This window comes from Novipirellula herctigrandis, assembly GCA_007859835.1.
In the GTDB taxonomy this organism is placed as follows: domain Bacteria; phylum Planctomycetota; class Planctomycetia; order Pirellulales; family Pirellulaceae; genus Novipirellula_A; species Novipirellula_A herctigrandis.
Genome location: SJPJ01000001.1, coordinates 7,761,289 through 7,782,579 on the forward strand (window position 1 = coordinate 7,761,289; position 21,291 = coordinate 7,782,579).

The 21,291-nt window shown below is 53.4% G+C and carries 17 protein-coding genes; 13 read left to right on the forward strand and 4 right to left on the reverse strand.

The annotated features are described in order from the left end of the window. The first annotated feature begins 668 nt into the window (after positions 1 to 668). From CA13_RS28240 to CA13_RS28265, 7 genes are all read left to right on the forward strand, one after another. A complete protein-coding gene (locus CA13_RS28240) occupies positions 669 to 1,952 on the forward strand; it encodes a sialate O-acetylesterase (RefSeq protein WP_146402388.1) in 1,284 nt (427 codons plus the stop codon). 16 nt (positions 1,953 to 1,968) lie between these two features. Beyond that, positions 1,969 to 3,699 (forward strand): arylsulfatase, encoded by a 1,731-nt coding sequence (locus CA13_RS28245; protein WP_146402390.1) that lies wholly within the window; start codon positions 1,969 to 1,971, stop codon positions 3,697 to 3,699. Positions 3,700 to 3,773: 74 nt separating this feature from the next. Beyond that, a complete protein-coding gene (locus CA13_RS36185; RefSeq protein WP_473087497.1) occupies positions 3,774 to 4,154 on the forward strand; it encodes a family 43 glycosylhydrolase in 381 nt (126 codons plus the stop codon). A 21-nt stretch (positions 4,155 to 4,175) separates the two neighbouring features. Beyond that, the gene (locus CA13_RS36190; RefSeq protein ID WP_473087498.1) at positions 4,176 to 4,511 is read left to right on the forward strand and encodes a glycoside hydrolase family protein; all 336 of its coding nucleotides are present in this window, start codon (positions 4,176 to 4,178) and stop codon (positions 4,509 to 4,511) included. A 356-nt stretch (positions 4,512 to 4,867) separates the two neighbouring features. Continuing rightward, positions 4,868 to 5,050 (forward strand): sulfatase-like hydrolase/transferase, encoded by a 183-nt coding sequence (locus CA13_RS28255; RefSeq protein WP_146402392.1) that lies wholly within the window; start codon positions 4,868 to 4,870, stop codon positions 5,048 to 5,050. Between the two features lie 197 nt (positions 5,051 to 5,247). Beyond that, on the forward strand, positions 5,248 to 6,471 hold the full coding sequence (locus tag CA13_RS28260; protein ID WP_146403946.1) for a DUF1559 domain-containing protein: 1,224 nt from the start codon (positions 5,248 to 5,250) through the stop codon (positions 6,469 to 6,471). Between the two features lie 128 nt (positions 6,472 to 6,599). Then, the gene (locus CA13_RS28265) at positions 6,600 to 6,779 is read left to right on the forward strand and encodes a hypothetical protein (RefSeq protein WP_146402393.1); all 180 of its coding nucleotides are present in this window, start codon (positions 6,600 to 6,602) and stop codon (positions 6,777 to 6,779) included. 430 nt (positions 6,780 to 7,209) lie between these two features. Here CA13_RS28265 and CA13_RS28270 read toward each other — a convergent pair whose 3' ends face one another. Further along, entirely contained in the window at positions 7,210 to 7,365 is a 156-nt protein-coding gene (locus tag CA13_RS28270; RefSeq protein ID WP_419194938.1) for a hypothetical protein, read from the reverse strand. 309 nt (positions 7,366 to 7,674) lie between these two features. On the opposite strand from CA13_RS28270, the gene CA13_RS28275 reads away from it, so the two are divergent. From CA13_RS28275 to CA13_RS28290, 4 genes are all read left to right on the forward strand, one after another. Next, a complete protein-coding gene (locus CA13_RS28275) occupies positions 7,675 to 9,303 on the forward strand; it encodes an FAD-dependent oxidoreductase (RefSeq protein WP_146402397.1) in 1,629 nt (542 codons plus the stop codon). A gap of 73 nt (positions 9,304 to 9,376) precedes the next feature. Beyond that, complete coding sequence (locus CA13_RS28280; RefSeq protein ID WP_146402399.1) at positions 9,377 to 11,059, forward strand: FAD-dependent oxidoreductase; 1,683 nt, start codon at positions 9,377 to 9,379, stop codon at positions 11,057 to 11,059. Between the two features lie 53 nt (positions 11,060 to 11,112). Then, on the forward strand, positions 11,113 to 13,482 hold the full coding sequence (locus tag CA13_RS28285; protein ID WP_146402401.1) for a sulfatase-like hydrolase/transferase: 2,370 nt from the start codon (positions 11,113 to 11,115) through the stop codon (positions 13,480 to 13,482). 141 nt (positions 13,483 to 13,623) lie between these two features. Continuing rightward, positions 13,624 to 15,057, forward strand: coding sequence for an arylsulfatase (locus tag CA13_RS28290; RefSeq protein WP_146402403.1), 1,434 nt, complete (start codon positions 13,624 to 13,626; stop codon positions 15,055 to 15,057). Positions 15,058 to 15,138: 81 nt separating this feature from the next. On the opposite strand, the gene CA13_RS28295 is transcribed toward CA13_RS28290, so the two are convergent. Then, positions 15,139 to 16,566 (reverse strand): sulfatase, encoded by a 1,428-nt coding sequence (locus CA13_RS28295; protein WP_146402405.1) that lies wholly within the window; start codon positions 16,564 to 16,566, stop codon positions 15,139 to 15,141. A 114-nt stretch (positions 16,567 to 16,680) separates the two neighbouring features. Here CA13_RS28295 and CA13_RS28300 point away from each other — a divergent pair, with 114 nt between their 5' ends. Continuing rightward, a complete protein-coding gene (locus CA13_RS28300) occupies positions 16,681 to 16,932 on the forward strand; it encodes a hypothetical protein (protein WP_146402407.1) in 252 nt (83 codons plus the stop codon). 519 nt (positions 16,933 to 17,451) lie between these two features. Next, entirely contained in the window at positions 17,452 to 17,754 is a 303-nt protein-coding gene (locus tag CA13_RS28305) for a VF530 family protein (RefSeq protein ID WP_146402409.1), read from the forward strand. 18 nt (positions 17,755 to 17,772) lie between these two features. On the opposite strand, the gene CA13_RS28310 is transcribed toward CA13_RS28305, so the two are convergent. Beyond that, positions 17,773 to 18,231 (reverse strand): hypothetical protein, encoded by a 459-nt coding sequence (locus tag CA13_RS28310; protein WP_146403947.1) that lies wholly within the window; start codon positions 18,229 to 18,231, stop codon positions 17,773 to 17,775. A gap of 955 nt (positions 18,232 to 19,186) precedes the next feature. Next, positions 19,187 to 21,100: a sulfatase gene (locus CA13_RS28315; protein WP_146402410.1), complete on the reverse strand. Its 1,914-nt coding sequence runs from the start codon at positions 21,098 to 21,100 to the stop codon at positions 19,187 to 19,189. Between the last annotated feature and the right edge of the window lie 191 nt (positions 21,101 to 21,291).

Below are 21,291 nucleotides of genomic sequence, written 5' to 3' on the forward strand. Positions count from 1 at the left end.
GTCAGGTGGTCGATCCATGGGCACGATCAGTTGGTCGCCCAAGCCCTGTGGGTTCTTTCAGTGTGATAATGAACCTTGGATCACGCGTTCGACGTGAGCCTGCAAGTTCGGTGAGCGAATAGGCGTTTTCTTGATCTTGCAGTTTGCAGATGTGAAAACGCCATCGGGCGTCCGCGTTGCAATCGTATCGCTTGTTCGCCGTAGTAAGATGCTCTGACCGTGTTGGGAAGCTCCGCCATCGAAATCCTATCGCGTTGGCTTCATCTTTGATTTGTAAACGGTACTCCCATTTGGCCGGTCGGCCTCCCGCACTGACATCGTGAACGCCGGGATGTTTTTCCCGCTGATCGACGCCGGTTGTGACGGCGGCTTCCCGTTGCGGAATGTCGTCGCTGTGGGCAAGTAGAGAGAATTCGATCGGTAATCCGGCGATGCCTCTTAGTTCGGAGTCAACGCGTCACCCTTTCTGCACGGTTGAAATCTAGATAATGGGCATCTAGATCGAGGTTTCAATCGCCACTGTTGCTGCCAAGTTGGTACACTCGAACGCGCGATTGATGCGACTCAGTCTTGGTTGGATCATTTCGTGTATTCGGTATGACAGACCGAATCGGATTCGCGGAGTCTCAAATTCGCAGTCCCCGAGTTTCAGAACAGAGGTTTCAATCATGGGTGCGGACACCAATTTCAAACGAATCTGCCTGACATTACTGATTGCCGCGGTCCTCTTTTCTCCTTTGAGTTCTTATGCCTGCGGCGAGAGGAAGCCTTTACGAGTTTATATCCTCGTCGGTCAATCAAACATGGTCGGGACGGGGGCGATCTCGACGATCGATTATATTGGTGATGATCCAGCGACGGCTTCGTTGCACAAGAGCATGCTAAATGAAGATGGCAACCCCAAGACTTGTGAACGCGTTTGGATCTCATCGCTCAATGGCAAATATCGCACCTACGGTGGCGAGGGTTTTGGAAGACTTTCGGCGGGCTACGGTCTGCGTCGCGAGGATCCCACCACGCATGGTGATTGCATTGGCCCAGAGTACACTTTTGGGATCACCATGGAGCAGCACGATGACGGTCCAATACTGATCATCAAAACGGCCTGGGGCGGAAAAAGCCTTCATCTCGAGTACCGATCGCCGAGCGCCGGCGAATATCAGTTGCCGGACGAATTGGTCGAAAAATTTCGGGACAAGGGAGTCTTGGAAGCGAAACAAGCAGAGGTCCAGGAATACTCTGGCAAGTATTACCGCTACATGATTGAGCACGTGAAGAAGGTTCTCGGCGATATCAACCGTGTTTGTCCGGATTATGATCCGGAGGCAGAATATGAACTCGCTGGATTTGTCTGGTTTCAGGGGTGGAATGACTACGCAGCGACCGCGCAATACCCTCCGTCCGACGGAGACGAGCAGTTTGCTTCTTACAGTGATTTGCTGTGCCACTTCATTCGCGATGTCCGGAAAGATCTGAAGGCACCGGAGCTTCCGTTTGTAATCGGAGTGATCGGCGTCAACGGCAATCACACTCCCGGGCTCTTTTCTGGGCCAGTAAATGCTCAAGAAAAGATGGAACGTTTGCGTTTGGCCATGGCGGCCCCGGCTCAACTCCCCGAGTTCAAAGATTCCGTCGTGGCAGTTCCCACAGCGCCATTTTGGGACGACAAATTAGGAGCTCTTGGGATGAAGCAGCTCAAGATCCAGCGAATGAGGACAAGCCTCTACAAGAAATCCAAGTCTTCTCCCAATGCCGATGGCTCCATGAGCCCAGCGGACATCAAGAAGTTCATGGAAGATTACAATGTCGAGGTCTTTACCCCTGAAGAACTCGCATTGAAAGAACGCGCGTCGGGTTCTGGCGGATTTGTGCACTACTACGGCAGTGCCAAGTTCCACGCGCAAGCGGGACGGGCCTTTGCGGAAGCTTTGTTGAAACAACAGTCTCAGTGAAAGAAGTGGACATTTAATGATCAGAGTTTACATCACAGTCATCACCCTGATGCTTGCCGGAAGCTCGTTCGCAGCGGACCGACCGAATGTGGTTTTTATCATGACGGACGATCAGGGGTATGGCGACCTTGGTTGTCATGGGAATCCGATTGTCAAGACGCCGAATCTCGATGCGCTGTATCGCGAATCGATTCGCTTCACCGATTTCCATGTCAGTCCCTTCTGCACACCGACGCGCGCGGCGCTCATGACGGGCAACAACCCGGGGTTCACGGGGGCTTACCGAACGAGTTCGGGACGCACGATGATGCATCGTGATGAAAAGACGATTGCGAACCTCTTTGCCGATAACGGCTATGCCACTGGGATGGTTGGCAAGTGGCACCTCGGCGACAACGCTCCGCATCGGCCGCAGGACCGGGGATTCCAGGATGTTGTCTGGCATCGTTGCGGCGGCGTCGGGCAGGCCTCGGACTATTGGGGCAACGACTACTTCGATGACACCTACGAACGGAACGGGAAGTTTGAGAAGTTCGAGGGCTATTGCACCGACGTCTGGTTCCAAGAGGGCATGCGTTTCATTGAAGAGAACAAAGACAAACCGTTTTTTCTTTACCTTCCGACCAACGCCCCGCACGGTCCCTACCTTGTGCCGGACAAATGGGCGAAGCCTTACGTTGGTAACAAGAATGTGGCCAATGCGAACTTCTTCGGGATGATCGCCAACATCGATTACAACATGGGGCTGCTGCGGGAACAATTGACGAAGCTTGGGCTGGCCGAGAACACGATCCTGATCTTCATGACCGACAACGGAACGGCGGCTGGTGGGAAATTCAACGGCTTAGATTCCGAGCCGCTAGTGGGTTACAACGCGGGGATGCGTGGCAAGAAGTCGTCGGTCTACGACGGCGGCCATCGTGTCCCGTTCTTCATCCATTGGCCGAAGGGCGGTTTGAGCGGCGGCAGGGGGATCCCGGTGATCGCGGCCCACATCGATGTACTGCCAACTTTGGCGGAGCTGTGCGACATCGCGGTGCCGGATGATTACAAGCCGGACGGCGTTTCGCTGAAGCCGTTGCTTTACGAGTCCGATGCATCGTGGGCACGAGATCATCACGTCATTCAGTATCACGGTGGCGCGGGAGCGAGGACGCTGCCGTCAAAGCCCTTCGAGTACACCGTCGTGATGACCGAGCGTTGGCGGCTGGTCAATTCAAACCAGCAGAGCCTGTACGACATTCAGGCCGATCCCGCACAAAAGCAGGACATCGCCGACAAACATCCCGAGGTCGTCGCCCGGTTGCGTGCCCATTATCAGCCGTTCTGGGAAACGGTGTCACCAAGACTGACGCCCGTTCGGATCGACGTTGGCAATCCCGCAGAGAATCCCACCGTCCTTTGCTCGCAGGATTGGTACATGCCAACCGGAAATCCGCCTTGGAATTTTGGTTCAATCCGACGACTGCCCAAGGTCACCGGGCCGTGGATGCTACAAGTTCAGAAGGCCGGTCGGTACCGAATCACGCTTCGACAGTTTCCCCAAGAAGCAGATAAACCCGTTGTTGCCGAGCGTGCGAAGATCGAGATCGCCGGTCAAACCGTGGAACAGCCTGTGGAAGCAGGCAGCAAGGGTGTTGTGTTCGAAATCGATCTTCCGACCGGTCCTACGGAACTAGTGACATATCTCTACGACAGGAAAGGCAACGCTGGCGGCGCCTATTTTACTGAAGTCGAAGCACTATAAAGGCCATGCAGAAAGCCGCAGCACGTTTCCGTCTTTCCGTTGTCGCGTAAATCCATTTCTTCTGTGTTGCCACGATGGCAGGTGAGGAGACCGCGACGGGAAACGATCGAAACCATTTGGAGAAAGGTGTCTCGCGCCGGGATCCGAGTGACATCATCAAGGTGGGAGACCTCTACTACGTCTGGTATTCCAAAGGTCCGCTGAAGACTGGTTATGAGGCTACGGCGTGGTATGCGACTTCGTCTGACGGACTGGAGTGGACGGAAAAGGGGCAGGCCGTTGCCAAAGCGGAGGCTGGTGCATGGGATGCCGCCAGTGTGTTTACGCCCAATATCCTCGTCGCCGACGGACGTTATTGGCTCTTCTACACGGGGACAACGGGGCCGTACAAAAAGGGCTTCAAGCCGGATTCGAAAATTGGTATCGCCGTATCGGATTCGCCGGACGGCCCGTAGGAGCGTCTGCCGAATAATCCGGTGCTGAACAACCGCGATAGCCCGGATGACTTTGACAGCCTTTTGGTTGATGATTCCTGCATGATGGTTCGGACGGGAAAGATTTGGCGCTACTACAAAGGCCGTCAGGTTGGCAAGAGTCCGCACTCTACCAACATGGGATTGGCGATTGCTGAAAGGCCTGAGGGCCCCTACGTCAAATCCGAAGCGAATCCCGTCATTTCCGAGGAATCATGCTGTTCTGGCTTGGCCCCAGGGCAAAGGCGTCGCCGTGATGATCGGCACCACGGGGCCCGCGGGAATCAGGAATTCTGTCCAATACGCCGAGGACGGAATCCACTTTACGAAGACCCATGACGTCGTCGATGGTCCACGCGCAGGCGGATCGTATCGCCCCCACGCCCTTTACCTGCATTAACTTTACCGGCACTAATTAATCACTTTACCGGCATTAATACGGGCGGACGCATCCAATGGTGTGTCGAGCTCGGCAAGCATAAAGGGAATGAGTTGCCCTACATTGACCGCTGCGATGTCGAGTGGCCGGAATTGGAAAAAACAAGGAACAGAAATGAAGGAACAGAAATGAATGATAAGCTCCGTACGAACAGACCGATGGTGATAATCGCCGGTTTGTTGCAGGTCAGCCTTGCGACGGCTGCTGATAAACCCAACGTCGTCTTCATCTTTGCGGATGACAGGGGGTTTTGCGGATGACAGGGGGGGTTGCGGATGACAGGGGGTACGGCGAGATCGAAGCGTTCAATCCACAGCGATGCAAAATTCCGACACCGTCCCTGAATCAACTGGCTTGTGAAGGGATGACCAATACCGACGCTCACACCAGTTCGTCAGTTTGTTTGCCATCAAGAGAGGCATTGCTGACCGGCAGGTAACTAGCGAACGATCATGCGACGTGGTGTTCTCATCGTTGTCAATTGGTTTTCTAAAAAAATACAAAATACACATTTTTAAGTTTAGATAAGCGTTGTCCTAATGCATGTATTGCTACAAGGAGCAGCAGGCTGCTGAAAATTCGTAGCGGTTGTTGGTTCCCCTCTTCTCTACTCCGTTCCAACATCATTTTGGAGAAATCATGAAAAAGCGTTCTCAATCCGGCTTCACGTTAGTGGAGCTTCTCGTCGTGATTGCGATCATTGGCGTTCTGGTCGGGTTGTTACTGCCCGCGGTCCAGGCGGCTCGAGAAGCTGCGCGCCGAATGAGCTGCAGCAACAACTTCAAACAAATTGGTTTGGCGGTCCATAACTACCACAGTGCCTATAAGAAAAACAGTAAGTACATGGGTGGGACGTTCCAACTGAATTCAGGCAACAGTAGAGCTGGCACGACGGCGAATAACCTGAATTGGCTTAGCCATTGGCCGGGCCTCTTGCCGTTTATGGAGCAGCAAGCGGTTTGGGAGCAGTTTTCGAACCCCTATCAAGCAACGGGTGGCACTATCCCTTCCATGGGTCCATTCGTGGATATTTCCTTGTCAGAGCATGCAGCTATTGGAAACTACGATCCCTTTTTAACGAGCATTCCCACACTGCGGTGCCCAAGTGATCCAGGCGTCGGGCTGCCAGGACAAGGACGCACCAACTACGCGGCTTGTCTTGGGGACTCCTACATGATCGGAGACGGCAGCGTAATCGGGCGAAACGGGGTCGAAGATGCCGCCAGGGTCGATCGATTGAAGAAAAATCAGCGAGGTTTCTATGTACCTCGTGTCGTGACCCGTTTCCGGGACGTTCTCGACGGATTGTCGAATACGATTTGCATGGGCGAGATTATTACGGACCTTGGTGACCGGGATATACGCTCACACTTTGCAGGAAACGGTGCCGGTCCCGCAAGCCGACGAAATGGAGCCAACTTGACCACTAACCAAACAGGTGGTTTGAGGGCGACATGGTGCCGTCAGGCGATTGACCCTCTTCGTCCACGGTTTTGGGATTTTAGTGGTGGGACAGTGAGAGATTACGGCGGTGGCGAGATCAACCGCGGTATGAAATACGCGGCAGGACTTCCAAGCTACACCGGATTCACGACTATCCTGCCACCGAACACAGAGCTTTGTCTTTCCAGAGGCAGACTGGGTGCGGGGGTATTGTCTGCTTCCAGCCGTCACCAAGGGGGCGCACATATCTTGATGGCCGACGGAGCCGTTAAGTTTGTAACGGATTCGATCGAGGCCGGTAATTCGTTGTCTGAAGTTGTCGGGAACGGTCTGGCTGCTGGCAGCGCCAGCCCCTTCGGTTTATGGGGTTCACTTGGAACAAGGGCTTCAAGAGAAGTCATCAGCGAGGAAATCTGAGACCGTTCTTGGCTCCGCCATTCTAATTTGTCACAGCTAGACGCCTCGTTTGCTTGAAACCTTCGAGGCGTCCTGGCTGGACACCACCGTTCTTTTGCAACCCCCATTCCCAACTTGCAGGTAAAACCATGAAATCCTTGACCTCCATTCTGTTCGCCATCGCATTCTTCGCCGTAGTGGGATGTGGCGGGGACTCCAAGCCGCCATCTCCAGACGAGATAACCAACTTTTTGGATGATAATCCCGAGGTCGTCGAAGCAACGGCCCGCGCAAACGCAGCAGAAAGCTTTGAAGACGAGGGTTTTTAAAAAAGTAAATGTAGGGCCGGTTCCTAGCGGCCAGAATGTGATCGCAACGAAACCACGGGAGGTTGGTGATTGGCGGTTTGCTTGCGGAGTCAATTGTTTGCAAGCTCGGACGAAAGCGGCCGGTGGGAACCGGCCCTACTCTCCTAACGTCTTTTTCATGTGGTCAAAGTTCAGTTTGGGGTGTCGGTCTCCGCCAGCCCATTCCTCGGAGTAGACACCCCGGTTCACCCAACGGTGAAAACGTGACAAAGGCCAATCGGCCGGGCAACGCACATGCCCATGCTTCACGGTGTTGAAGTGGATATAATCAAAATGGCTTTCAAAGTCCTCGGTCTCTTCGATCGTGTGCTTTCAATATTTGGGCTGCCAGACTCCGCGTTGTCCATTTGTCTTTCGCCCTTCGCTGACTTTGCATTCGGCGCCGCCAGCATTAAGCCATCGCTGAGTAAATTGGGCTTTGATCCATTGCCAACGTCCAGAGTCGTTCGCGTCTCCAGGCGGCATGCACCAAGAACGCATGCAGATGGTCAGGCAGCCAAGCGATCGCGCGGCAATCGAAAGGATTAGTTGCGATGCATTCACGCATCACGTTTCCAAGGATCGTGCGCGCGACGTCCGATTCAAAAATGGGGCGACGGCATCGGTCATGGGTGGTAAAAGAAGAACGTTCCGCCAGGAACAATTGCACGTCTCCAGTTTGGCATAGCTGAATGATAATACGTAGGGCCGGTTCCCCCCGGCCAGAATGTGATTGCAACGAAACCACGGGAGGTTAAGATCTGCGGTTTGCTCGCGGAGTGAGTTGTTTGCACGCCCAAACGAAAGCGGCCGGTGGGAACCGGCCCTACGAAACCATGACGGAAAGTTGTCGTATCCCAATGATTGTCGTATCCCAATGAAACGCTTGCTCATTCTATTTTTCGTTCTCCTTCAGCTTGCTTCAGCGTCAATTTGCTCTGCAGAGGAGACATCAACGGATGTTTGTGTCTATGGCGGGACTGCTTCAGGAGTCGTGACCGCCGTGCAGGTGGCCCGCATGGGCAAGAGTGTTGTCCTGATCGAACCTGGGCAAACGATCGGCGGCATGACCTCTGGCGGTTTGGGCAACACGGATATCGGAAAACAGGTTAGCATCGGTGGCGTGACTCGTGAGTTCTATCAATCGATGCGCGATTGGTATCAGGACCCGGCAAACTGGAAGTTTCAGAGCAAGGATGAATACCGGTGGAAGGGGGACCGGGTCACGGAAGATGCTTGGTTCGTGTTCGAGCCCCATGTTGCGCTGCTCAAGCTCAATCAGATGCTTGAAGAAGCCAGGGTTCCCGTTGTCTATGGCGAAAGACTTGACCTGAATAATGGAGTCAACAAGGAAGGTGCTAACATCGTCGGCATCCGGATGGAATCTGGTCGGGGGTTCACCGCCAAGGTGTTCATCGACTGCACCTATGAAGGCGACCTGATGGCCAAGGCGGGTGTTTCCTACACCATCGGACGCGAACCGAACTCGCAGTACGGCGAAAGCATCAACGGCGTCCAAGCAACGGAACCACCGCGTCGCGGCCCCAAGCCGCTGGACCCGTATGTCATCCCCGGCGATCCGAACAGCGGCATGATCAAGGGGCTTCAACCCGATGTCGTTGGCAACAATGGAGACGGGGATAAGCGTGTCCAGGCTTACAACTATCGGCTTTGTCTGACCAGCGTGCCAGAGAATCGCGTGCCTTTTGAAAAGCCCCCGGGATATGACGAATCCGAGTACGAACTGCTCTTCCGTTGGCTGGAAGCCGGAAACACTCGAAATGTTCCGCTCGGATCCAACCCCATCCCCAACCGGAAGACCGACACCAACAAGGCGGGCTGGATTTCAACCGACTACATCGGCATGTGCGACGACTATCCCGATGCCGATTACCAGAAACGAAAGGAAATCACGGACGCCTACATTCGCTATCACAAGGGTTTCCTCTGGACGCTGGCGAATCATCCACGCGTCCCGGAAACTGTCCGACGCAGAGCCGCGAAACTCGGGTTCGCCAAAGATGAGTTTGTCGACAACGGGCACTTCCCGCATCAGCTTTATGTTCGCGAAGGCCGCCGCATGTTAGGCCGGATGGTGATGACGGAACACGAGCTGCGGAAAAAGCGCAAGGTCGAGGATCCTGTCGCACTCGGGTCGTATGGGATGGACAGCCATCCGACTCAGCTTTGGGTCGATGGTGACGGAGCCCTGCACGCAGACACGCCAAAGTGGACGGGCGTCGGTGGTCCTTACGGAATCAGCTATCGATCGATCACTCCCAAAACCGAGGAATGCTCAAACCTGCTCGTGACAACCTGCATCTCCGCCTCGCATAGCGCCTATGGATCGATCCGTATGGAGCCGGTCTACATGATGCTCGGACAGGCATCGGCGACAGCGGCCGTGCAGGCCATCAATGGCGATCAATCCGTTCAAGATATTCCCTACGACAAAATGAGCCCGCAGCTTCTCAAAGACGGACAAATCCTCGTGCCTGGCAAATGAATCCCGCAAGTTTTGATGGCGAGCCGTTCGGTGATCTTTGTCCGACAAGTGCAATACGATAGGTAGTAAGACAATGAAATATTTGATTCTGAGTGTTCTGTTTTCCGTTCTCACGGCGGGGCCAAGCTGGGCTGCCGAACAAGTTCCCGCACATGATGTCGTCATCTACGGCGGTACGTCGGCTGCTGTCATGGCTGCGGTTCAATGTCATCGGATGGGAAAGTCGGTGGTGATTGTTGCTCCGGACAAGCATCTCGGCGGGCTTTCTTCTGGCGGACTTGGGTTCACGGACATCGGCAACCGCTTAACGGTTGGCGGTCTGGCGCGTGAATTCTATGAAAAGGTTTACCAGCACTACGACAAACCAGAAGCCTGGGCTCAAGAAACGCCTCGTGCCTTCCATCAAAAAAATATTGGCTGGCGAAAAATGTGGGATGGCGAAAACACCCGATGGGTGTTTGAACCGCATGTCGCAGAAGCGATCTTCGATCAGTTTATCTCGGAAAACAACATTCCTCTTTTCAAAGATGAATGGCTCGACCGCGAACATGGCGTCGAAAAGGACGCGGGGCGCATCCAATCGATCACCACATTGAGCGGCAAAGTCTTCAAAGGAAAAGTCTTCATCGATGCGACCTACGAAGGCGATTTGATGGCGGCGGCAGGCGTGAGGTATCACGTGGGTCGGGAAGCGAATTCGGTCTATGGCGAGAAGTGGAATGGAGTGCAACAAGGTGTCTTTCACCACAAACATCATTTTCAGGGCTTGAAGATCTCTCCCTACAAAGTGAAGGAAGATCCGACAAGCGGCGTATTGGCTCGGATATCGACGGAAGCCCTTGAGCCAAACGGAACAGGGGATGACAAGGTACAGGCCTACTGTTTTCGGATGTGCTTGACCAACGATCCCGACAATCGCATTGCGTTTCCCAAACCACGGAATTACGCCCCAGGGCAATATGAGTTATTGCTTCGGATCTTTGAGGTGATGGATCCGATGTATGTGTTTCAAAAGTTCGATCCCGTCCCCAACAATAAAACGGACACCAACAATCATGGGCCTTTTAGTTTCGACAACCTCGGCATGAACTGGGATTACCCAGAGGCTAGTTACGAGCGGCGGATGGAAATCATCGAAGAGCACAAGAACTATCAGCTAGGCATGCTCTTTTTTCTAAGTCACGACCCGCGCGTCCCGAGACAGTTGCAGGAGGCAATGCGGAAATGGGGGTTACCCAAGGATGAATTCGTCGACAACGGGAATTGGTCACATCAGCTGTATGTCCGTGAGGCACGGCGAATGGTCGGACAGTATGTGATTACCGAGCATGACTTGTTAGGTGATCTGAAATCGAAAACGCAAAAGTCGATTGGCATGGGGTCCTATGGGATCGATTCACACAACATTCAGCGTTTCGTCGATTCGGATGGCTATGTTCAAAATGAAGGCGATGTGGGCGTCCATGTTGGAGATTACCGGATCCCCTACGACGTGATTGTCCCCAAGGAGGCGGAAGTCAGTAACTTGATTGTTCCTGTCGCGGCATCTTGTTCTCACGTGGCATACGGTTCGATTCGGATGGAGCCCGTCTTCATGATCTTGGCACAAAGTGGCGCAACAGCGGCTTGTATCGCGATGGATGATGAGACGAGTGTTCAATCGGTCGACTACAATAAACTGAGAACGAAGTTGCTGGCGGATAAGCAGATCCTAGAAAAGTCGCAGCGGGTGCCAGACCCACGAAAGAAGAACTAGAAACGCACGAAACCAATTCAAACTGAATTCATTTTTAGAGCCGAGGAACTCCATTGACTCAATCCCTGCCAGTCCCAGCTTTTTTCTCAGGGCTGATCTGCATCCTCGCCGCATGTCAGTCGGTCCATGCGGCCGAGGAATATGATGTCTACCTAATGGCCGGGCAGTCGAACATGGATGGTCGTGGGCTCGTCAGTGAGTTGCCGGCTGATCAGCAAGCGACGTTCGATAGCGCCACCATTTTTTATCGAAACGAAAAGCGATCGAGCGACGTTTGGAAGAATCTCGCCGCGGGTTTCAGCATTCCTCCAAAATACAAAGGCGAGTTTCCATCGCCCACATTCGGACCTGAGATTGGCTTCACGCGTTCGATGTTGCAGCGCGATCCGAAGCGTAACATCGCTCTGATCAAGGGATCGCAGGGTGGCACGAGTTTACGTGCGGATTGGAAGCCCGGGAAAAAAGGAGTCGTCGAAAGCCAGGGGCCACAGTATCGCGACTTCATCGAAACGATACGGATCGCCACAAAGCAGCTGCGAGATCGCGGCGATCGGTTCACCTTTCGCGGGTTGCTATGGCATCAGGGTGAATCCGATTCAAAATCCGGAACTGAAACGTACGGACGCCGGCTGAAGGAATTCATCGCTCGCATCCGCGAAGACGTTGAGACGCCCGACCTGCCAGTCGTCGTCGGTGAGGTGTTTGATAACGGCAATCGCGACAATGTTCGCACGGCGATTCAGGCTGTCGCTCAGCAAAGTCCAACCGTTGAGTTGGTGTCTTCCGAAGGAACGACAACATCGGACCCCGGAACCCACTTCGACGCGAAGAGCCAATTGCTGCTCGGCCAGCGCTACGCCGATGCGATTACGAAGCTGGATACGACGATACCTTCAAAAAAGGTCTCGACGCTAGGTCAGCAGAGCCACGCCGATCGACCCAACGTGCTGTTCATTGCCATCGATGATTTGAACGACTGGCAAGGCGCATTGAAGGGGCACCCGCAGGCGAAGACTCCGCACATGGATCGCCTTTTTAAGCAGGGAATGCTTTTTACGAACGCCCATTGTGCACAAGCCGTCTGCACGGCATCGCGAAACTCGATTCTAAGCGGGATTCATCCCACGTCGTCGGGTTGGTACAGCTCGACAAAGGCCATGCGAGCCACGTACGCCCAAGTGATGGGCGACCATGTCATGCTTCCGCAGCATTTCCGCGACAACGGCTACCAGACTCTGACGGCTGGCAAGATCTTCCATCAGGGTGCGTCGGACTATTCCGATCGAACGAGCGACTTTTGGGACGAAGTTGCTCCGGAGTACAAAGTGCCGCAGCACCTGAAAGAGCGAGGCGACGGCTACGGAGGCACAAAGTTTTATCCGTTCCCGAAGAACGGGGCTCAGATGAGTCGCCACTACGGCAAGGACTACGAAGACGGCAATTCGCTGGCGTGGGGCGCACTTGATCGCGAAGACATGCCCCATGGGAAAATGTACGACGAACTGATCGCCGACTGGGCCGTTAACCGGATTGCCGAAGAACACGAGAAGCCATTTTTTCTGGCCGTGGGCTTCGTCCGCCCCCATGTTCCGTTCACTGCGCCGCGGGAGTTTTTTGAGAAGTACGACGCCGACCAGGTTCAAATTCCGAACGTCCCTGTGGACGAAATGTCAGACATTCCATTAATGGGAAAGTCCATCGCCTACGGCCGACTGAAGGGAGGCGACCACAATGCCGTGGTCAACCTGAGCGACAACTACTGGCGAGAAATGGTGCTGGGCTATCTGGCCTGCGTTTGCTTCGTTGACGCACAAATCGGCAAAGTGATCACTGCTTTAGAGAACAGCGAACACAGTCGGAACACGATCATCGTGCTGTGGTCCGACCACGGTCAGCATCTCGGTGAAAAACACCATTGGCGAAAACAATCGCTCTGGGAAGAATCGACTCGTGTCCCACTATTCTTCAAAACGCCGGGCCTCACCAGCGCCGGAAAACGAAGTTCTCAGGTCGTCAGTCTGCTGGACCTGTATCCCACACTGATAGAACTCTGCAAACTTCCACCTGCTCTGCGACTCGAAGGAGAATCACTCGTCCCGCTATTGCGTGACCCCACGGCGACTCGTGAGAAACCCGTGTTGTGCAGTTGGTACTATGGCAATCACGCCGTCCGCAGCAACGATTGGAGATACATCCTCTACCGCGACGGCACCGAGGAACTGTACGACCACCGAAGCGATTCGGGCGAACATAACAACCTCGCAGGAGCCCCCGAATACGCCCATGTCATCAAACAACACAAACAGTGGATTCCTCGGCACAGTGCTCTTCCAGCCGGCACCACGCAGTGGAAAGAAGACCAACTTGACCGACGAATCCGGGAGTGGAAAGACAACCACTCGGTGCCGATGTGGCTCAAGTAGACAAGTTGGCTTAGACGCCCGATCTTATTGGGTATTGCCACAACCGCCGCTTCAGTGAAAACTGCATCTCGCGAACCAATAGCGACACGGTTGACCGTGTTCTTGTCTGGCCCCGTTCTCGTTCCATTTATTGAGATTACAATGACCCACACCAACTGCCAATTCAGGGCTGCCTGTCTACTGTTTGGCCTTGCTTTCTTGATGTGTCGTGTCGGCGGCGTATCCGCTGACCAGCCAAACGTGATTTACATCAATACCGATGATTGGGGTATTGGCAAAGTCCCGCCGTATAAGCTGGACGATGCCAGCATGAAAATCATCAAAACGCCGAATCTCGACAAACTCGCTGCGGGAGGAATGAGGTTCACCAGGGCCTACGCAGGCAACGCGGTTTGTGGCCCGTCTCGCTGCAGCCTGCTGACTGGAAAGCACGGAGGCCACGCCGCGTGGCGAGCAAACCACGGTGGGATTCCCATTCCCCAATGGCCGCCGACCTATCCGATGCTGGGAGAAGTTGCGCGACAGGCCGGCTATACCACAGCGGGGTTTGGCAAGTTAAGCATGGGCGGAGCCCACAAACCTGAAACAATTACTCTGACCGGTTGGGATTATTGGCTGGGGTACCTTGGGCATGTTGACTGTCGCAGCTTTTATAACACGTATATCTGGGAGAACGGTGTCAAAAAAATGATTCCGGAAAACGACCGGAAGAAGATTCGACAGCATGTCCCTGTCCTCGGCGAACACGGCGTCTTCTCAGATGACCTGTACACTGACAAGATCATTGACTTCATCGCCGAAAACAAAGAGCAGCCCTTCTTTGTGTACTTTGCAAGCACCGTTCCGCACGGCGATGCTTCGACGATTCCGTTTCATGGTCTGTGGACTCCATCACTGGAAGGCTACGACAAACTCGGGCTGACAAAGCTGGAGCAACTCTACGCAGCGTTGATGACCCGCCACGACCGTAACGTCGGTCGCATCGTTCAGGCCCTCGAGAAGTTGAACCTGGATAAGAAAACAATCGTCATTTGGACGTCCGACAATGGCGACGAGGACAGCTACTACGAACGCACCGAAACCTGGGACGGAAACGGCCCTTTTCGTATGTATAAGCGTTACCTTTACGAAGGCGGAATTCGAGTTCCCTTAATTGCGTCCTGGCCTGGAACGATCCCGGCTGGTTCCACAACCGATCAATGGACAACCCAGTACGACCTGATGCCAACCCTGGCCGAAGCGGGTGGGCTTCTGGCTTCTTCCGAAATGGATGGCATTTCCATTCTGCCGACGCTCAGGAATGAGCCGGAAAAACAGGTTGATCGAGAACACCTCTACTGGGAGTTCTATGAGCGAGCGAAACAGCAAGCCGTTCACCTGGGTAAATGGAAGGGGTACCGACTCAATGGCCTGAATGGAAACATCGAACTCTACGATCTATCCACTGATATCGCGGAGGCGCACGACGTCGCTGACAGCCACCCGGAAGTTGTCAAACGCATTGCACAAATCATGCGTGATGAGCATGAAACGCACCCATTGAAGCAATGGCAACTCCCCGGTCTGGACCAGTGACACCGGGAATTTCTCGGGCAAGCGTGTCGCCGGTTCCGAAGTCAGCAAGCAGTCGATATGTCTGGGCTGAGCAAAGTTGGTTCAATTGGCACGTTGTGGCTGGCTGGCATTGGTGTCTTTAAGCCATGCATCCAGTTTTGATCGAAGCTGCGCGGCCTTTTCGGGCATTTTATCCGCAAGGTTGCGTGACTCGCTGATGTCGTTTTTCAGATCGTAGAGCTCAACGGAATCGTCGTCGTAGAACCACAGCAACTTGTAGTCGCCCGAACGGACCGCGCTGGCCAGTCGATTCTTTTTGTGGAACGCGTAATTGGGATAGTGAAAGTAAATCGACTGACGCTTCAAATCGGATTCGCCGGTCAGCATCGGTAACAGAGAAATTCCGTCCGGAGTGTTGGACGGATCGTTCTGTAGCTTTGCAACCTGCAGAATCGTCGCGTGAATGTCCATCGTGATCACGGGCGTCGACGTTCGAGTCGAAGGCTTTATGCGATCTGGCCAGCGAACAATCATGGGAACTCGGATTCCGCCTTCGTACAGATAACCCTTCTCGGCCCTCAGAGGTTTTACGTTCGCTGCGAATGGTCCGTTGTCCGAGGTAAAGATCACCAAAGTCTCTTTGTTCAGCCCCTGATCGTCGATTGCTGTGAGAAGCTTCCCAATCGATGCATCCATTCCCTCAATCATCGCTGCGTAAGTCGGGTTTTCGATGCCCCGGCCTTTTCTCTTTTCATACTTCGCAACCAAATCGGCGGGAGCCTGAAAGGGATAGTGCACCGAATAATTCCACCAGCAAAGAAAGAACGGACGATCGCCGGCTTTGGCGGACTTAATGAAGGCGATGCATTCATCAGCACTCCTGTCAGGCAGGTATTCGCCGTCGTTTTTTCCCTTTAGGTTGGGAATCTTGTACGGGCTGAAATAGCTCGGCGGCCCTCCGAAACGGCATCCACCGATATTGATGTCGAAGCCCTGATGTTCCGGGCGTAATTGCGGTTCGGACGGCAATGTATTGTTCGCTTCGGGTATTGATTGTCCACTATTGGAAAGATGCCACTTGCCGACAAAGCCGGTCGCATAGCCCGCCGCCCTGAGTTGCTCGGCCAGCGTCACGCGTTCCAGTGGCAGATGCCGCAACCAGATCGGCGTGATCAAATCTGTACCGGGCTTCTGGAAATTCGGAGGGTGTCCTCCGGCGTGATTGGTGATATTCAGGCGAGCCGGCGCTTCTCCCGTCATCAGAGCCGCACGTGTCGGTGTGCAGACGGGCGCCGCCGAATACGCATCTGTAAACAGCAAACCCTGCTCTGCCAGACGATCAATGTTAGGCGTATCGAGTTTGTTGTTGCCGTAGCAATGCAGGTCTTTCCAGCCAAGGTCATCTGCCATGATCAAAACGACGTTAGGTGTTTTCACGACCGCCGTGGATTCATCGCCCGATGCACTCACGGAAAAAGCACCAAGACTGACCACCAAAACCAGCAAACACTCGAATCCGGACAGCAACATTATTTTTTTCTCCTGTTCGTAGCCAAACTCCAACCACACTTAAAGATACTGGAGTGTAGACGGGATCTGTTGGGGCTGGAAGCATCGGCCAACGGAACGAAATGCCTGATTGCTTTGAGACTTTGGCAGCTTGATCACGCGGGGGTCCCCAAAGGTTTGCAATCGGTTATCGCGAATGCTGAGCTATCCGATATTCCGGTTGAATCCTATTCGGATCAGCCGATGCAGATGATTGTAAAGGAGGGTCGACCGGTGATCTACTCGGTCGGTTCGGATGGCAAAGATGACCAAGCGAAGCTGGAATGCGACGGCAATCAGTTCGAGTCATCTGGTGATATCGTGTTCCGCTTGAACAGGCGGCGCTGACCCTCACGAAACGGAGAAATCAAAAGGGTAGATAAATCAAAAGGCTTGTGGTCAAAACACGCGGGCGAACCCATTAACCGACTAAATTCGCGTTTGCGTCGGCAAATGAGTTCGAGTTTTCGGTCGAGATTGAAACCAATTTGAACGGTGGAAAGGGATAATTGACCCAAAAGCAATCCCGAGAACAACAACGGAAACTCCCGAACTCTCTGGGGTAACATCGCCATCGGGGGTTACGGAAACCGGCCCAAAGAGCGAGACTTCGAAAGTCATCGAGATGACTTCCCGGATCGCCATCAAAATGCCAGCGAGTTGGATCGGGATTCCTCGAATCGTCGCTGTTGGACCAATTTGCCTGAGCCAACTTCGCTCCTGAGCCCGTGGAATGTCCCCATTTCGGTACCTGGCGTTTTCAAAGAATGGGTTAGGATATGGGCATGCCGATACGGTTTCCGCTTGGCTGATCGACCGTCGGTCACGACTGCCTGCTCCGAGTTTCCAAATCGTTTCACAGAAATTATGAATCAATCCCAGCCTAAAAATCCGCTGCATGGCATCACGCTGAAATCGATCCTCGAGTACTTGGTCGCTGAGTATGGCTGGGAGCGGTTGGGTAACCGCATCAACATCCGCTGTTTTCAATACGAGCCGAGCATCAACAGCAGTTTGAAATTTCTTCGGAAAACGGATTGGGCCCGAGCGAAGGTGGAGCGGCTGTATTTGGACTCGATCAGCTTCGATGAGCGGAAGGGCAAGAACGCATCCGCCGGAGAACCGAACGGCATGCGTAGCGTTTGGGATCGAGCACGTCGCGGCGAATGACGGTCGCCGCCGCTTGCTTCAAAGCCCCGACATCTGCTGCTTGTAGTCGAACTGTAGGTCCGGATGAACTTTATCGATTGCCTTGTCGATCTTCTTCCGTTGGGTAGCGTACATGTTCTGGCTGACGCGACAATTGCCAAAGCTGATTCGCTTGTCTTTGATCCGTCTACAAAAGTGAATTCGTACCTGCAACTCCGTTTCTTTGTTACCCGAGAAGCGCAGTGACTTGTCGATCCATCGCACCACCTTGCGAAGTGTTTTTTTGTGGATTCGTCCGGGTGCATTCAAGTGTAGGTCGATCTCGCTGCACAAGTCATTGGCGTAACCGATTTCGTCATCTGCTTTGATCAACAAATACGTCAGCAGTTCTTTGCTCTCGACTTTGAACTTGGCCATTCGAACACAGACGTCCAACAAGTCGTCGTGATCTAATTTGACGAGTTTCTTCTTCAACTGACTTATCGTAGCGGCTTTCATGTGCGTCTCAGCGGACATACAAAAGACTCCGAAGAGAAAATGAACGCGAAAACACCATCCTAACCGGTAACAGCACAACCAGGGAATCCTACCGTTGGACAGTCAACGATACGAATCCTTACGCGCCGCCTCAGTCTGGAATTGGCCGTGAATCAATCACGCAAACGAATCGGCTAATTTACATCTGGGTTTGGCTGCCTATCACAATTCTCGGCGCCATGGTCGCAACTCCCGCTGACATCTTCTCGACTATCTTGGCGATGGCCTTTGCACTTCGCTGTTTTCTTGCAGGCGTTTTTGGGCGTCTGGCCTTGACCGGAATCTTCGCTGGATACTTATCATCCTCTGCACGCTAATCGCTGGATCACTCGCCGCTGCGAACCTGTTTTCGCTGGTGCCGATATTCGTAGCGATCGCAATCCTATTTCCTGTAGTGAATGTTGCGCTAGGCTATAAATCCGGTACGTCGATAAAGCACAGACGACTTCATGTTTTCACTGCACTCGGCGTGTCGTATACGGTCGGACTACTACTCGGCCCGCTCGGCGTCATCCTATTGTGCGTACCGTCTGTATTGTTGGCCAACCGAAACGCTGCAACAAGTATATGAGTGAAAATCCGAACCGTGTTTTTTGATCGAAACTTTTGTTTCGATTTTACTTTTGTTTAGCAACGGTGAACAAAGTGACGAGAGAGTATGGACTTCAACCTCCAAACTCTCACGAACCACTTAGTCACCATGGGGCATCTTACTCTTGATGAACGCTGTGTGATCGCCAAAGGCGATCACGGGCCAGTTCCTTGTCGGTTGACTTGGCGATGACGAGCATCAACCAGTACCTGCGATCTCAGCTCTAAGAAAGAGATCGCTTTTTCAAATTTTAAGATAGGGGCCGGCACACCGAGGAGACTGCTGATTTGATCGCCAGTCCTGGGCTGACCAAGTCTTGCGATGCTATTTTGCGAGTTGAATCTCGCTATGGTGCAAGAATTGATTGGTGTCGACGAACAGGAATCGGTAAGCGGAAATTTCTTTTGGAATCACGGCACGGATCGAATGTGCGTCCGGATCGATCGTAGCCGGATACTTCATGCCCAGCAGTTCGGCTGCGTGGTCATCTTGGGTGGCCTCGCTATCTTGTCCCCTCCTTTGCATCTTCCTCTCCAGCCTCTTCTTTTGCTTTTGCTGCTCTTTCGAAACAGGCAAGTCCGGCGTTTCTCGTCCGTAGATCACGTACGCTTCCTTGATCGCGGGGCCATTTTTTTTAACTGTGAGCGTTGCCCGATGGTCGGCTGCATGGAACGACGAACTTGCGATCCGAGCCGACGCCTTTTTCTTTGCTTGAAACGCCGGGTTCAGGTAAGGCATTTCCGCATCGTTGGCCGCTAAATCGGAGTCGAGCTTCGCTGCCAGTCGCTGGACGACCGATGTGAATTCGGGATTCTTGGCGAGATCGTTCTGCTCTTCTAGGTCCAATCGCTGACCATCCTGATACAGTCGGTACAACTCATCGTCGGCTGTGTCGTATCGCTTATACATCTTGAAATCGCCTTCGCGAATCGCTGACTTCATCGCGAGCGGGCCGTTGTGCGGAAAATGCCAGAAGAGATGCGTTCGCTCTTTGCCCGAGCGATTTTTGATCGTTTGACTCTTTCCCATTAAGACGGGCGAGATATCCAACCCACTCAATGCATCAAAATTCTCGGTTGCGATCGACGATTGAGTTAGTTTGAGGATCGTCGGAAAGTAGTCGAGTTGGTTGACGAGCCCTTCGAAGCGGATGCCACCTGCGATACCGGGACCGGCAACGACCATGGGCACACGAATGCCGCCTTCCTCGGGGTGCTTTTTTCCATATTTCAAGGGAGCGTTGTCTGAGATGATTTCTTTGCCACGAATTTCCGCCCCACCGTTGTCCGAAGTGAAGAAGAGGTAAGTGGTCTCGATCAGTTTCTTGCCAGGGCTACGAGGATCATCGGTGTGCTTTAGAAAATCGACTAAGCGACCAAGGCTCCAGTCGACAGTGGTTGTCATTGCTGCGAAGTACGGGTTTTGCTGACCTTCCCGCGTCATGTCCCCTGGCTCCGGAGGAAACGGAAAGCCAAACTTGTCGCAGTAATGCTCTAGCAGTTCTCCGTTACGCGTCAGCACTGGCCAATGAACCATCCAGTGGCATAGGTTCAGGAAGAATGGCTCCTGCTTGCTGTCGGCAATGAAGTCGATCGCGGATTGGGTGACTTCGTCAAAGGGATACGATATGCCATTGGGCTTGTTTTTGCTCAGCGGCGGATATTTCTGTTTGCTTAGCGGGTAGGTCGGGTGATTCGCCGTGGCGAAATCTTTGGTGCGGTCATCCATTCCACGGTGAACACCCCGAGTCTGGTTCACAAAATCAAAACCGTAACTCGTAGCAGTCAGACCGACGTGCCACTTACCAACATGGCCGGTGCGATAACCGTTTTGCTTCATGGCATCCGCCAACGTCATCAAATCCAAGTCCAAATGCGATTGCAGATAAGGAGCCACCAAGCGTTCCGTCGCACGTCCGGCCGGAATTTTGCCAAGATCAACATGAGTAAGTTTGATCTTCGCGGGATGCTGTCCCGTGATGATTCCTGCACGCGAAGGAGAGCAAGTTGGCGCAGGTGAATACGCCTGAGTGAACGTCATCCCCGCCTCCGCCAACTTAACCAAGTTCGGCGTCTCATAAGGGCAAGGGGCGTCAATATCCTCGATCTGGACATCCTGCCAACCGAGGTCGTCGACGTAAAAGATGATCACGTTTGGCGGCTGCGAAGCCGTCGCTGATTGGATCAGTCCGAGTAGGAACAACGGGCACAACTGGAATGCAATTGCTAGGTACTTCATAACACTTTCGATATATTTCAAGGTAGCGAGAGTCGTCACGACTTTCGGAATCATGAGTTGCCGAGACGCTTGACGCGTTTCGCTGCGGAACTATGTTCGGAACGGTCCCTTAGTAGTGTAGCGTACCGACTTTGTTGGGTTTGTTACACTCGACTTCCCATCACTCGTTGGGCCCTTCGGCGTTGATCTCT